The organism is Neotamlana nanhaiensis (assembly GCF_000943555.1).
Taxonomy (GTDB): Bacteria; Bacteroidota; Bacteroidia; order Flavobacteriales; family Flavobacteriaceae; genus Neotamlana; species Neotamlana nanhaiensis.
The window spans coordinates 51,268-65,619 of record NZ_JTDV01000016.1 but is presented as its reverse complement, the minus strand read 5'-3'; the positions used below and the strand labels follow the sequence as shown (position 1 = coordinate 65,619).

Annotated in this window: 12 protein-coding genes; 1 reads left to right on the top strand and 11 read right to left on the bottom strand. The window is 32.0% G+C overall.

Annotated elements, in window-relative coordinates; all coding sequences use genetic code 11:
* Positions 1-20: 20 nt before the first annotated feature.
* From PK35_RS15545 to PK35_RS15525, 5 genes are all read right to left on the bottom strand, one after another.
* Complete coding sequence (locus PK35_RS15545) at positions 21-3,464, bottom strand: DEAD/DEAH box helicase family protein (RefSeq protein ID WP_044627496.1); 3,444 nt, start codon at positions 3,462-3,464, stop codon at positions 21-23.
* 7 nt (positions 3,465-3,471) lie between these two features.
* A complete protein-coding gene (locus PK35_RS15540; protein ID WP_044627495.1) occupies positions 3,472-4,536 on the bottom strand; it encodes a Fic family protein in 1,065 nt (354 codons plus the stop codon).
* Positions 4,537-4,709: 173 nt separating this feature from the next.
* Positions 4,710-5,834, bottom strand: coding sequence for a restriction endonuclease subunit S (locus tag PK35_RS15535; RefSeq protein WP_052826042.1), 1,125 nt, complete (start codon positions 5,832-5,834; stop codon positions 4,710-4,712).
* Positions 5,834-7,432 carry a class I SAM-dependent DNA methyltransferase gene (locus PK35_RS15530; protein ID WP_238320931.1) on the bottom strand — a complete coding sequence of 533 codons (1,599 nt, stop codon included), beginning with the start codon at positions 7,430-7,432 and terminating at the stop codon, positions 5,834-5,836. The genes PK35_RS15535 and PK35_RS15530 overlap by 1 nt, the downstream gene beginning before the upstream one ends.
* Positions 7,433-7,522: 90 nt before the next feature.
* Positions 7,523-8,527, bottom strand: a complete 1,005-nt coding sequence (locus PK35_RS15525; RefSeq protein WP_044627493.1) for a helix-turn-helix transcriptional regulator — start codon at positions 8,525-8,527, stop codon at positions 7,523-7,525.
* A 95-nt stretch (positions 8,528-8,622) separates the two neighbouring features.
* On the opposite strand from PK35_RS15525, the gene PK35_RS15520 reads away from it, so the two are divergent.
* Positions 8,623-8,946 carry an HIRAN domain-containing protein gene (locus tag PK35_RS15520; protein WP_044627492.1) on the top strand — a complete coding sequence of 108 codons (324 nt, stop codon included), beginning with the start codon at positions 8,623-8,625 and terminating at the stop codon, positions 8,944-8,946.
* A gap of 22 nt (positions 8,947-8,968) precedes the next feature.
* Here PK35_RS15520 and PK35_RS15515 read toward each other — a convergent pair whose 3' ends face one another.
* The 6 genes from PK35_RS15515 to PK35_RS15490 form a co-directional block, all read right to left on the bottom strand.
* On the bottom strand, positions 8,969-9,637 hold the full coding sequence (locus tag PK35_RS15515; protein ID WP_044627491.1) for an NUMOD1 domain-containing DNA-binding protein: 669 nt from the start codon (positions 9,635-9,637) through the stop codon (positions 8,969-8,971).
* Positions 9,624-11,018: a primase-helicase family protein gene (locus PK35_RS15510; protein ID WP_044627490.1), complete on the bottom strand. Its 1,395-nt coding sequence runs from the start codon at positions 11,016-11,018 to the stop codon at positions 9,624-9,626. The genes PK35_RS15515 and PK35_RS15510 overlap by 14 nt, the downstream gene beginning before the upstream one ends.
* Before the next feature lie 173 nt (positions 11,019-11,191).
* Complete coding sequence (locus PK35_RS15505; protein WP_044627489.1) at positions 11,192-11,962, bottom strand: hypothetical protein; 771 nt, start codon at positions 11,960-11,962, stop codon at positions 11,192-11,194.
* Positions 11,963-12,155: 193 nt separating this feature from the next.
* A complete protein-coding gene (locus PK35_RS15500; protein ID WP_044627570.1) occupies positions 12,156-12,410 on the bottom strand; it encodes a hypothetical protein in 255 nt (84 codons plus the stop codon).
* Between the two features lie 55 nt (positions 12,411-12,465).
* Positions 12,466-13,446 carry a DUF3871 family protein gene (locus tag PK35_RS15495; protein WP_044627488.1) on the bottom strand — a complete coding sequence of 327 codons (981 nt, stop codon included), beginning with the start codon at positions 13,444-13,446 and terminating at the stop codon, positions 12,466-12,468.
* Positions 13,427-14,317: an AAA family ATPase gene (locus PK35_RS15490; RefSeq protein WP_044627487.1), complete on the bottom strand. Its 891-nt coding sequence runs from the start codon at positions 14,315-14,317 to the stop codon at positions 13,427-13,429. The genes PK35_RS15495 and PK35_RS15490 overlap by 20 nt, the downstream gene beginning before the upstream one ends.
* Positions 14,318-14,352: the final 35 nt, after the last annotated feature.

Here is a 14,352-nt window from a genome sequence, read left to right as displayed (position 1 = left end):
TTAATTAACAGCCTACAATGCTACCCTGCATTATCATTAACATTATCTATAATTGAAATAATTTGCCTAACATCGTGTTCATCTTCAAAAACACCTATAATTCCAGAGTCATGTGATTCATTAAAGGGCGGTTTTACTAATAACGATTTGTCTAGTGTACCATTTACGTTTAAATAGTTGATTAAAGTATTAATAAAAGTAATTTGCGCAGCTTTTAAATTTTCGTTATTTATAAAATCGGCAAATAGCTGATTTACCACACTTATGTTTAAACCCACTACACTTCTAATAAAACTACCTAGCGGCATATCTCCTATTTTACCTTTATAATCGTCCTTAGTACTATTTGTGCCGTCATATAAGAAAGACTCTAACAACGCTAACTCTTTTTGCGTTATAGGAATATTATTATGCAACTTATTAACAACTAAGTGGGATTTATGCTTTCGTATAAAAACTTCAATTCTATCCCTGTAGGTTTGTAAATTAGCATAAGATGCCATTATATCCTTTTCTTCAACTTTATCATAAAGTAAGGTATCTTGAAAATCTGTATATACTGGCTTTACATCTTCTTTATCAATAAACTTAACCAAGTCTCTTAACTCTGTTCTAACATGTTCTATTTGAACAACACCAGCTTCTTTCCAGAATGTGGCGTTTTTAATTTGATTAATAACTTCTAACTTATTGGCTACAGCTGGTATATTTCTTTTTTTAAATAATTGCTCTCCTATACCGTAAATAGTTGTTGTTAGTCCTGTAACAGCCTTAGATTTTAAAATTACTGCCTGTTGCAACCTTAATACTAAGACATCGAAACGCTTAGCTAATTCATCTTCTTTTTGACTAATAATAGGTAAATGCGATAAATGGGTACAAATATCTGAAACATCGCCTATTGATAAATTTTGCCAACGTTGTATGTTTTTATAATCCTTAACATAGCGCAACGACTTTCTAACTTCGAAACGAGTTTCATCTAAAGTATTTATAGCCTCATGCAATTCGTGAATAAATTTTTTAGCTAAATCATCCTCGTTAGCACTGGACTCGCTACTACTTCTTAATGCTATTGCTATTTGCAGTTTAGTTTCAAATATTTTTTGAGATAAAGTTTTTGAACTATTGGTTTTTACACCATCTGGAAATTCATCAAAAAATTCGAAATTACCGCAAAAATCGAATATTAAAAAATGGGTCTTATCTTCTCCAGGAGCAAATAAATCTGGCCTTAATCGCGTACCTCGCCCAATCATTTGCCAATACTTAGCATACGATTTTACAGACTTAAAAAACACTAAATTTACAACTCTAGGAGCATCTACACCTGTATCCATCATGTCTACAGACACAGCAATTTGTGGATCTATTTCTTGTTTATCGTCTGTAAACTTGTCAAGTAAATCTTGTGCTTTAGTTTCATAGTTATCAATTACCCGCAAAAACGAACCGCCATATTCTGGATAATTTTTATTGAATCGTTCTTCAATATAAAGGGCATGTCTATGGTTTTTTGCAAACACAATAGTTTTACCAAGTTTATCGCCTCCATTTACCTTTATCCCTTCATTCATTAAAAAATCTAAGGCAACATCAATGGTTTTGGTATTAAAAAGAAAACTATTTAACTGGTTTTTATCAATTTGCGCCGTATCATCTTCTGGTTCTATTTCAAAACTGCCAAACTGTTCTTCGTATTTACGTTTATCTAGATCGGAAAGTTGATTGTATTTTACACCTTCTTCTAAAAATTGTATAGGTACTTTTTTAGCTTTTGGTGGCACTAAATAACCGTCTTTTACAGCTTGATTTAACTCGTAAGCAAAAGTTGGGTTATCATCTTCTATACCAAACAACCCATAAGTATTATGATCTATATCTTTTTTTGGTGTTGCTGTTAAACCAATTAAAATCGCATCAAAATAATTAAATATAGCGCCATATTTTTGGTAAACCGATCTATGCGCTTCGTCAATTATAATTACATCAAAATGCCCTACCCCATAAAACCTATTATCATCAACAATGCTGTCAATTTTATTCATTATAGTAGGGTATGTAGAAAACACCAACCTCGTGTTGTTATCTTCTTTTTCTTTAGTTAAATCTATAGCACTTAAATGGGGTAAATGTTCTTTAAAAGCATTTTTAGCTTGTGTTACCAAGGCATTTCTATCGGCTAAAAACAGCACCCTTTTTGCCCAATTGCACTTGGTAAACATATCTACCATTGCTGCCGAAGTTCTTGTTTTTCCACTTCCCGTAGCCATAACCAAAAGTGCTTCTCTATGCTTGCCCTTTAACGTATTCTGAAACGTTGTAACTAATGTTTCTGAAACACGTTTTATAGCTTCTAACTGATAGGGGCGTCCTGCAATTTGTGTATTTACTTGATACTGCCTAATATCTTTCCTGTTTTTACGCTGCTGTATTAAAAACTGAAGCTCTTCTTTGGTGTAAAACCCAAATACTTCGCGTTCTGGATAAAACAAATCATCCCATAAATACGTATCGAAACCATTTGAATAAAATATTATGGGACGTTGTCCTGTAGATTGCTCTAAACAATTAGCATATAAAAGGGCTTGTTGTTTTCCTTTTCTGGCATCGTGTAAACTTTGTTTAGCCTCAATAACTGCAAGCGGTAAACCATTATTATCCCACAACACATAATCAACATAGCCTGTACCTGAAGGATTGGTGCTTTTTGGCATTCCTGTAACAGGGTATTCAATATCTATACCTTTTTTTAAAGTGTGCCAACCTGCTTCTTTTAGCAACACATCTATATACAGTTTTCGTGTTTCAAGCTCTGGTGTAAGCTGCGGAATATCGCGTTCAGGAATAACTTCCTTTTGGCGTTTCTCTTTACGTTTAGCTAATTCCTGCTGTTGTTGACGTACTTGCTTTTTTAAAAGCTCGTTTTCTTTTAACAAAGCCTCTTTTTGAGCCTGTTCTTCTCTTAATTGTTTAAGTTGAGCCTCCTTTTCTTCAGCTAATGTTTTAAGCTGCGCTTTTGTAATGTTACCTGTTGCCTGATTATTTACAGGTATATAAGTTTCGTTAAAAGTTGGAATTTCAACTGGGGTATTGCCATAATACTTTACGAGATACACCGAAAAACTAAAAATTGCTTTTAAAGCAACCATAGCTTTTGTTTTAGATACGGCATTACCATGTGCGCCATCGTTTCCAAAACGCCTTACCAAGTCTAACTCCTTATGCAACGATGGTTTTACACTACTTTTAAAATCGTAATGAAAAAGTAAAGCCACTAATTTAGTATCATAAGGCTTTGTAAAGTCTAAATCATTATCATATAACCAATGCAAGCCTAACTCTAAAACGGTTCTAGATAATAATGCAGCATATTTAGGCTCGGTTAACGTATATTTTTCTGCAACTACAGCTTCGTTATACAGCTTTGGAAAATCTGGTTTTAAAAAGTTAAAGTTGCTCATATATACATTAATTAGTAAACAATTTAACCAACCTATAATTTATGTAGTAATTAAACTTGCCTTGTTTCATTTTTATAAGCACCCCATCATCTGCTAAAGTATTTAGGTAACTTGCTGCGGTAACTCTACTAACATGCAGTTCGTCTTTTAAAAATTCTATTTTAGTATAAGGCTGCCTAAACAAATGGTTAATTAAATCGTGACTATAAAATTTATAGTTTTTACGCAGTACTTCTTTCATTTCCTGCATGGCTTTTTTAATTTCTTTTACCTTATCTATGGTTTGATAAGCTGTTTCTTCTACACCTTGTAGCATAAACAACAACCATGCTTCCCAACTATTCGTATCTCTTACGTCTTGTAGTTTCTTATAATAATCTTGCTTATTAGCTATTATATAACGACTTAAATATAATATAGGAATATCTAAAAGGTTTTGTAGAACTAAGTACAATATGTTTATTATACGGCCTGTACGCCCATTGCCATCGTAAAATGGGTGAATACTTTCAAATTGAAAATGTATTATAGCCATTTTTAAAACAGGGTCGTAATCACTTAATGCTTTATCGTTAATATAGGCTTCAAGATTTTGCATAAGTAATTTAATAGTTTCTGCATCTTGTGGTGGTTGATAAACTATTTCTCCTGTTTTATCATTCTTTAAAGTTGTACCAGGCAACTTACGTAACCCTGCTTTATTATTTTCTAAAACCTCTTGTATTTTAATAATATCGTTAACCGATAATACTTTTTTTGCCTTTACTATGTTTGCTCCTTTTTTTAAAGCTTCTACATAATTTCTAACTTCTTTTGTGGCAGGAGACAAGTATTTTTCTGCGGTTATAGTACTTTTATAAATTTCGTCGTGAGTGGTTACAATATTTTCTACCTCCGAACTGTCTTTTGCTTCCTGTATAGCTAAGGTATTAATTAAAATATCTTGCTGAGGCATAGTTTGTGCCAACCCTTTAAGTTCTGCCAATGCACGGTTTACCAATGCTAATTTTTTTAAAACAGCTTTGGTTTCTAAATCTTGTGTGTATGGTAATAGTTTGGGTTGCCAACTCATGTAAACAAACTTTACAAAACTTTATATGTTTTTAATTCATGTAAAGATAATTGAATTTTCTTTACACGTTGTGCGGTTGTATAAAAAAAAAGCCATTTTCTTTATATGTAAAATATTGGTGTATAAATAAGCTAAATTATTTTACACGTAATTTTTACTACCCACAAAAAACACTACACTAACTCGCCTTTAAACGCCCTTTGCAATAAACTATTAAACAAAGCCTCACTTTTTTGCAATGCCGTTTGCGCTTGTTGCTTTTGTTCATATATTAATTTTAAAGAATCAACAAATTTCTTCTGAATTTTAATAGGAGGTAATATTATTTCATAATCTCCCATAATTTTTGTGTTCAAATTTGGTTGCGTTCCATCAGGTGCGGTGTCTCTGAAATATTTTGTCACAGAATTTAAAGTTTTCAAAAGAAAAATTTTATCAATTATATTTTCATCAAACTCAGAAAATGCTAGCCAACCATCATGAATACAACCTTCAAACTGGATAATTCTGGCAAACCCTAAACTTACCCCACAATTAGCAAATATTAGACTTCCCTTAGGTAATAACCTCGTTTTTCTTAATCCTTCATCAATTATACTTTCTTTAGTAGAATACAAATAAATATCATCACCTTTTGAAGCATCACCTATTTTTATCCATGGGTTTTTTCCTCCCAAAAAATTTTTAATTGGTCTGGGTGAGCCTCCTCTTACAATGCTCATTAATGATTTCATTGGCTTCTTCTCCCACCCTTTCGGATTTGTAACAGGGTCGCCAAACATTTCTAAAAACAAGCTTTGGGTTAAGGCGTTGTATTTATTAATAAGTTGCTGGTTAAGTTGGCGTATGTTATCGGCTTCATCTAAAATGGCAGCTATTTTTTTTTGGGTTTCTAGGGGTGGTAGCGGGATTTTAATCGAATTTAATGATGATTTCGTTAACTTCCCCCTAGTAGCTCCATTAATATATAGAGATAAATCGGTATAATTCAAATAATACATTAAATATTCTAAAATAGTATTATCCTTAGCAGTAACTACATGCGCATGATTATTTACCCAACATTTTTCATTATAAATTTTTGAGCAAACTTCATTAAAACCCCAGCTACCACCATCTTCAGCTATACATAAAATTTTTTCATCATATATATACTCATCGATATACCCCATTATATTGTTAGCCCCGATATATGGATATAAAGGCTTAGACTCCTTTTCGCTCCTTTGTTTAGAATTTAAAGGAATTCTTCTATTATCTAGATTGTTTGTTAATTTAACAAATTCAACAAATTCCATTAACTCATCATCTTTTCCAAGTTTAACAAAGCTTCGTTACGTTGTTTATCGAGGGTTTTTATTTGTGCAATAAGGGCTTCTGGTTTTTCGTAAACCACTTCTTCGTACACAATTTCTTTATAGCGGTTTATGCTTAAATCCCATTGGTTATCGGCTATTTCTTGTTTAGGCACTAAAAAGCTTTGTTTTGTGCGGTCTGAGAAGTTCTTTTCAAGAGATTGCTTCGTTCCTCGCAATGACGCACTATTCATTATTTTATTAGCATCTAGTAATATTTGTGGTATGTCGCATTTGCCTTTTACTTCTTCTAGTATATTTTCTGGTTCGGTAAAGCATTGCTCAAATGCTTCTTCTGGTACTAAAAGGTTGCGTTTATCGTCTAAACTTAAACCATCGGCTTTCATATCGTAAAACCAAACGTTATCTGTTCCACCAGAATTGGTTTTAGTAAAAAATAAAATGGCTGTACTTACGCCTGCATAAGGTTTAAACACACCACTTGGCATGCTTATTACGGCTTGCAATTGCTGGTTTTCTACTAGTTCTTTACGTATGTTTTTATGTGCTGTACTACTACCAAATAGTACGCCATCGGGCACAATTACTGCTGCTCTACCACCTGTTTTTAACATACGTAACATTAAGGCTAAAAATAAAAGCTCGGTTTTTTTTGTTTTGGTTACTTTAAGTAAGCTACTTTCTACTTCATCGTAATCTAAACTACCTTTAAAAGGTGGGTTTGCCAGAATAAGCGAGTATTTGTTTTCTATGTTAGCATTAGCTTCGCTAAGAGCATCTTTACCTATAAGTGTTGGATTTTCTATGCCGTGTAATTGCATGTTCATAGCACCAATACGCAACATGGTAGGATCGAACTCCACACCATTAAACATACTATCTTTAAAATGTTCACGAAATGTTTTTTGGGTAAACCAATCTTTATGCTTATCGTAAATATATTGTCCCGCGGCTACCAAAAACCCTGCTGTACCACAACTAGGGTCGCAAATTACATCGTCTTGTTTAGGCTGTACCATTTGCACCATCATTTGTATAATATGGCGCGGTGTTCTAAACTGCCCGTTGGTACCTGCCTCGGCTATTTTAGAGAGCATGTACTCGTATAAATCGCCTTTGGCATCTTTATTTTCTAGATTTAAATCTTCTATTTTTTGCACCACCTTATCGAGCAACTTTGGTGTAGGAATCATAAAAATAGCGCCTTTCATGTACTGCGCAAAAACACCACCTTGCTCTCCTATATTTTTCATAAAATCGAAAACTGTAAGGTCATCAAGGTCTCGTTGTGGTTTTGTAAACAAATCGAACATAACCTCGGGGTCTTTATCTTTAAAGTTGCTCCAACGCAAAGGAGCTTGTGCTTTTGTATAAATGCTTTTGCCCGTTGGTACACCTAAAAGGTTTTCGGTTTTATCGTTTAAAGTTTGCTTTTGGTCTAGCTGTTTTAAAAATATTAAATACGTAAATTGTTCTATAACGGTAAGTGGATTAGAGATACCTCCCGTCCAAAAATCTGTCCAGATTTTATCAATTTTACTTTTTAATTCGCCTGTAATCATAGATTCGTGTAGTTGCATAGCACAAGTGTTTTAAATTTTAAATATGGTTTTACTTATTTTGTAATACCATGGTTTAAAATTATTTACAACTTGTGCAGTGTATTTGCATTAATAGTTTTGTTGTGCTTTTTGCAATCGGTTTTTTATGTTTTGCTTAATAAACTCTGGGTTTATAACCCGAAGGTCTTCACCAAAGGACAAAATTAATTTTTCCATTTCATAATTAGGTATCACTTCAATAGAAAATGTATATCCATTTTCGTTTTCTTCAACTTTTTTTTGTGAACCGTGAAGTGGTTTTGTTTTTATATAAGGTGCCAATGTTGTACTTGCCTGTAATATAATAGTTATTAAGACATCGTTATGTTTTGTTACGCCTATTACATCTTCAAAATAGGTTTCAAAATCAACCATTTCGGAGTCATCATAGGGTTCTATACAAGGCTGAATAGCTTGTATTCTATCTAAAGCTAAGTTTGTTAAACCCTTAAAATCTTGTTTTTTTCCAAATACAAACCATCGATTATTATGTTGTTTTAAATAGTAGGGGTGATATACCCAACGCTGCGCTGTTTGGTGCTTAAAACTTTGATAGATAACTGTAATAGCTTGCTTATTATTAATAGCTGTAAACAAGGGCTCAATAAACTCCAAGCCTTTTAAATAAGGATTATTATCGAAACCTATAATATCTTGATTGTGTTCTGATAAATTAAAGCTTTGGTCTAATTTAGGAATTAACTCGTTTACCCATTTAAATTGCGGCAAGCCTTTAAACCTTGTTAATACCAAAATAGCTGATTTTAATTGTTCTGCCTCTAAATTATTTAAAGGTTGATTATTAATAGAAAACGAGGCATCTTCATATTGATAATAAGCACGTCTGCCATCCTTTATTTTTAATAAAATAATGGAGAAACCTTGAGAAGACTCCATAAACCTTATATCGTCGTAAAGTTGACGCTTTTTTATGCCATCGGAATTTGGATCGAACTCAAAAATGGCTGTATTACATGCTTTTAGTAAATCTTCAATATAATACCGCTTACCTGTATTACGGAAGCATTTATCCAAGGTTTGATAACGTATTATAGCATGCTTGTTAGTAGACATAAACCCGCTTTTGGGTAAACTTAAACTATTATGCGCACATACACTGCATTAATAGCCATTAAAATTGCAGCAGTATTAACTTTTATTATAATAACATGCAACGTGATTATTTTTTACGCTTTAATATTGCTGGATTTTCGTACTATGAAGGTGCTATAGCTTTTAAAAAACTACAAATAGGTAAAAAGCTAAATTTAAAACCAGAACCTAAAAATGTGCATGATAAACATGCCGTAGAAATTTATTTTAAAACATTAAAATTGGGATACATTCCACGACAGGATAGCAGAAAAATTGCACTCTTATTAAAATATGGTTTTGACAAATTTCAAGCACGAATACAATGTATAAACCCTGAGGCTCATCCTGAAGCACAAATTGAGGTTATTTTATATTTAGTAGAAAAAAAGGCGGTATAAATCAGATACCGCCTTTAATTTTTTAAGATTTATAGCTCCATTTATAACCGCCACTGTATTCTCGTTCACCTCGACAAACCCTACTGATACAAGTTTTACTTACACTTGTTTTTTTACTAGCCTCTGCAACTGATTCATAAGTTGCCACTTGTTTACCAGCAAGCGTATATTGAATGACCTGCTTTTTACGCAAATCTTTTTCTGGACTAAAAGGAACGCTAAAGTTATAGCTCCAATAATACCCTTTACAAGTTTTGTTTTGTCCTATACATGCATTTCCAATAGCATTTTTATGTGCACTAACTGCACTAGCTGCATTTTGTAGGCAATCATATGTATTTACTAGACTACCATCTTCAATAGAATACTGATACACTGTTTTTTTAAACCCACCACCTGAATTACAATTATAACCTGTCTCTTTGGATTTTAATTTATTTATGTATTCTTTTTCTTTTCTGGCAAGCTCGTCTGTTGTATTAGCAGTATCCGTCATCTCCCAAGTAAACGCCTCTGCACCATGTGTAGCTATAGCTTTTGCAAAAGGATGCTTTTCTCCTCTATTTGCACGCTCTATATGGTCTAGTTTTCGCTGTTCTAATGAATCTGTTGTTGCACCAACGTAAAATTCTCCTGTTATTTCACACTTTACGGTATAAATTATACCTGCGGATTTTTTATTCTTCTTCATCGCTTGCCTCCTTTCTTGACTTTAACTGAAACGAATAAATACCACCAGAAGATTTAGACTGGTAGGACAAATTGTTTTGTTTGGCATACTCTATTGTCCATTTAGTAAAAGTGTGTGACGTAATATCTATTAAATGAGGATATTCGATATGAAACAAACCAATCATCTTACGTTTATCATGCCAGGTATCTGACGTAAACATCTTCGTAGAAAAAGCTTCAAATTCAGCAGAACTCACGTTAATCAACCTATGCTTTTTTAAATTTATTGGACTAGCTTCAACTAGACCATGCTTAAGGTACACTTGTAAACATTCAATCATAAAGTTGTCAAAGTTGTCCCATTCACATTTGTCCCATTCATCAAAAAATTGATTCCCATAAACCTTATAAGGCTGGTTTTTTACAAAAAAATCCGATAGCTCAAATTCGTAACGGCGTCTCTCATCAGACGAACCTCCTGGTCCCTTTACAATATAATTAGATGAAATTAGGTATTTCGGAGCTTCTTTTGCGCTTAGGTGAATTTCATCCTTTCTTTTTCTTTCAATTACAATTCCAGAAGTTAATTCCGAAAAAATGGTTTCAATTGAAAAATCCTTTCCAACATCGTCATAAACAGAAATATCCGTATCGACACCAATTCTTTGATTCCTAAACCAAGAACCTATTTTCAAATTTTTGCCCTCTGTAAAAACGACATTAACCATATGCTTTAAAGCTTTTGCAATCAAACTTTTACCAGTACCTCCATTAGCTTGTCCATCAAAACTTATTTTTTCATCATTTAAGATAATTGCTTTACATAAACTTGGATTATTATATCTATGCATTAAATAACCTATCGCTGTCTGAAGTGCTAAAAACCTATCTGCACTGGATTTTGAAAGCTTAAAGCAAAAGTCTCTAAATTGCCCTTTTTTAGAAATTAACTTCTTAAAGTTCCTTGTTCTTATTCTAGACTTCCAAATATTATGATCTAACTGCTTATAAGGGATAATTTCAATCGAGTCTGCCATGACTTTAACAGCGGTGTTTTTATAATATATCCAACCACAATCTGACTTATCTTTATCTGAAAAGCTTTCTATTTTTGGAAGTAACCCTAATTTCTTTTTATTTATATAACTTCCTACTCCAACAGCGAACTTTTCCAAAACATTATTTAGCTTTAAACTTACTAAGTAATTTTGAATACACTTTATTAGATCACTTTCATCAACTTCTCGAATAATGTTATTTTTTATCTTTACAAGCATTGTTCCTCCTTTTTCAAAGAACATCAAAAAATATCCATTTTGGGCTAAAAATTGAATGAGAGTATAATGTAAGATGGTTATTTTACCATCTTCATTTATTTTATAGAATTTAATCTTTGTCATTACAACAAGTTTTTAATTAATAAAAATTTGTTTCTTCATTAGTTGGATAGTGGAAGAATCGTGCACCATCGCAACTAATCACATGACAAAGATGCTATAGAAAAGTAATATTTAAAAAAATATAAAAGGTATGTATGGGATGAAAAAATATCCCATAAAATATTATTTAAATTTCAAAATGTGATTTTTTTTAATTTCTTTGAAGGTGTAGCATATGCAGCATCTGTTCTTAACGTTGAAAAATAATTATAAGCTTTATCCATACTCATGTATTTTTTTGACTTTTCATTATAATACAAGAAATGTTTTTCTAACAAAGCGCCTAGTTCCTTTTCTTGAGCTTGGTCTTTATTAACAAAACCTAGATCTGATAATTTCTGAAATAACTGACATACTTCCTTTTTATTTAGATTAAACATTATTTTATCTGCATTAAAATCAGAAAAAGAATTTGGCATTTTACTTTTCAAAATATTTATAATTTCTTCTAAAACGATTTTTGTTCTGTCTTTTGCAGTATTATAATTTGCGTACAAACTAATATTGTTCAAGGCATTTGAGTATGAATTAATTAAATTTATTTCACTCTCAATAAAGTACATTTTAGAATCTGGAGCGTGTATATCTTGATTTAATTTAGCGTTAAAATTATCGACATACTTATTTTTCACTATTCTAAGTAAAGGGAAAAAATAATCGTCGAAAAAATCTAATTCCTTTTCTTCTGGATAATATTGCCATGTAGGTATTTTTTTCTCTTCACCATCTTCATCGAATATTATGTCGTAAATCATATCATTACTTGGTACCATAAAGACACGCTTAAATTGACCATTTTTTACATCAATTCCATTAGCAAAAAACCTATGCTTAATAAAACCTATTTTTTCTTCGATGAAAAAATCTACTAAACTAACATTAGGGTAAAAAAAATTAAAATTCATATAAACAATTTTTAATAACTAACTCCGTGCCATTTAAATAGGCACGAAGACGTTATTTACGATTCATTTTCAGTGGTTTTCTTTAAAGGCTAAACCGTCTCAAAAGAATGTTAACCTGTATTGAAAAGTACAAATTTCAAACAAAATACAGCATAAAGCCAATCTATAGATTTTAATTTTAGCCCTGTATTTATCACAAATGGGTTAAAATGTCGAAATAATTATAATAATATGCCTGCTTATTAATTATAAAAACTGTTTTACCAGAAGAGGAAAGTTTGACTTCTTCAACCTTTGCATAATCTCCAACCGACAACTTGCCAACTTTTTTCTTAACTTTTACGGTTATGGGACAATACAAAGTCTTAAGTTTACCATACCACGTAATTACCAAAATACTACTAGGAGAGCAGTACCTCCATAATTCGGAGAAATCTTTGTTATCCATGTGATTAAAATAAAATGCCCTATTTTTTAAAAAGGGCATGTTTAGCTATGTATTATTAATTTAAATACCATATAGGTATATCATTTTGCAGTGAATCAGCTAGCTTTTGAATAAGCTCATACGAGTTTAAACTTCTAGTCAAAAAAGAATCAATGTAGCTACTTTTTGTTGCTTCTGTTAGCAAATTGTAAACCTTCCATAAACTAATACTACCGTCTTCTTGCCTTGAAAAGTTATTATCATCATAATACCCCTTTGCAACGGTGTTAATCTGCCCATCATTTAATAATAATGCAGGTATATTTCCCTTTTCTGGTTTAGGCAAATAATTATACATTCGACATTTACCCAAAAACTTAGCAAACTGCTTTTCAGTTAAACTATATTGAGATAAGCTTTTTAAAGTATTTAAGTGGTTTTGCATTTCATACCTCCCCAACATATCTAAAACTTTTGCCTTTAGTTCATCGACGCTAACCGCTCTTAACTCTTCTACCAGACCATCACTACTTACACACAGATTCGTACATACTATATTTTTAAAACCAATGAAAACCTTAAATTTTTCAAAATTCTTTTTACTATATAGATTCTCCTGATTATAGGCACGAACACCACCTACTACTAAATTTAACTTATTACCACTAATAGACTCAGATATTGTTGGTATATCAATTTTAAACATCATCCTTTCGTAATAAATTGTTTTTTCAGTCTCTTTTAAATCCTTTACAGGTTTACCAATAGCTTCTGGTATCCGACCTTTTATTACATGACTAACACGCAATTCTGGACTTAAAATTCGCTGCCCTGAAAAAATAGCTTTTACACTAGTATCAACAGCATTAATAAATTCGTGATGAGCCACCGTACATTCATTATCCTTACTAAATACGGGAATAGTACAATCTTTTTTTAAATGTAAAAGGCTAACCTCTTTTGTGTTAGCCTTTATAAATGGTTTAGATAACGTTGAATTAACTATAACATCCTGTTCTGGTATGACAAGGGATTTTCTAACTTGTTGTAGTTCCATTATTTATGTTTTTAAATTCAATAATTTCTGAATTAGGCACAATATTATGGTTAACCGTTTCTATTAGGTTTTTTCTTTCCAAAATATCGCTTTTAATTACTGTTTGATAATTAGGGTATTTTGCATAAATATGCCTTAAACCTTCAAGAGTTTCGCATTTAGCAATTTCTTTTCTCGCATCTGCTAAATCACTTCCATTATTACACCAAAAAACTAATTTCTTCCCTGTTGATGCATTAATTACAAATTCTGGTTTATTTGAAAACAACCCTGTTCTGTCCTTTGAAGCTTTAACAAGATGCTTATCGTTTATTAACTCAAAATTTACAGTTAACTCATACTCATAGCCTTCTCTTGTAATTTCCTTGGTACCATGTTTAACAACTTTAGTTTTACCATTCCCATCCGAATCCATTGAATAATCAATTTTTCGTCTGGCAGTTGTTATCACATGACAATTAGTTTGTAATATTTTATCAATAAACAACTGATGACGTGGTGTTACTGATGCCCAATCTTGAAATCTGCCACCTAACTGCTCATGAATCTGTAAACACCCTCCTGTACCATTCCATTCGTGTGTTATACTATCTATAATAATTACCTCTATTTTAGCTTTTTCGCAAACCTGAATGGCTTGAACATATTTTTCTGGTGAATAGGGAGCACTTAAACTTAAGGTATTATAATTACCTAAATGTGAATATAAGTTTGCAGATTGATTCTCGGTATCAATAATAGCTATTTTACTGTAATCACCTGTAATACCATAAGCTAAAAGCAACGCGGAATAAGTTTTCCCAAATCCTGAAGCTCCGCTAATACCTATTTTTAATTTTACTTGCTCTCTCTTAGCTTGTTTTAATTCCATAATTAATTTATTTAAAACTATTAACTACATTAATA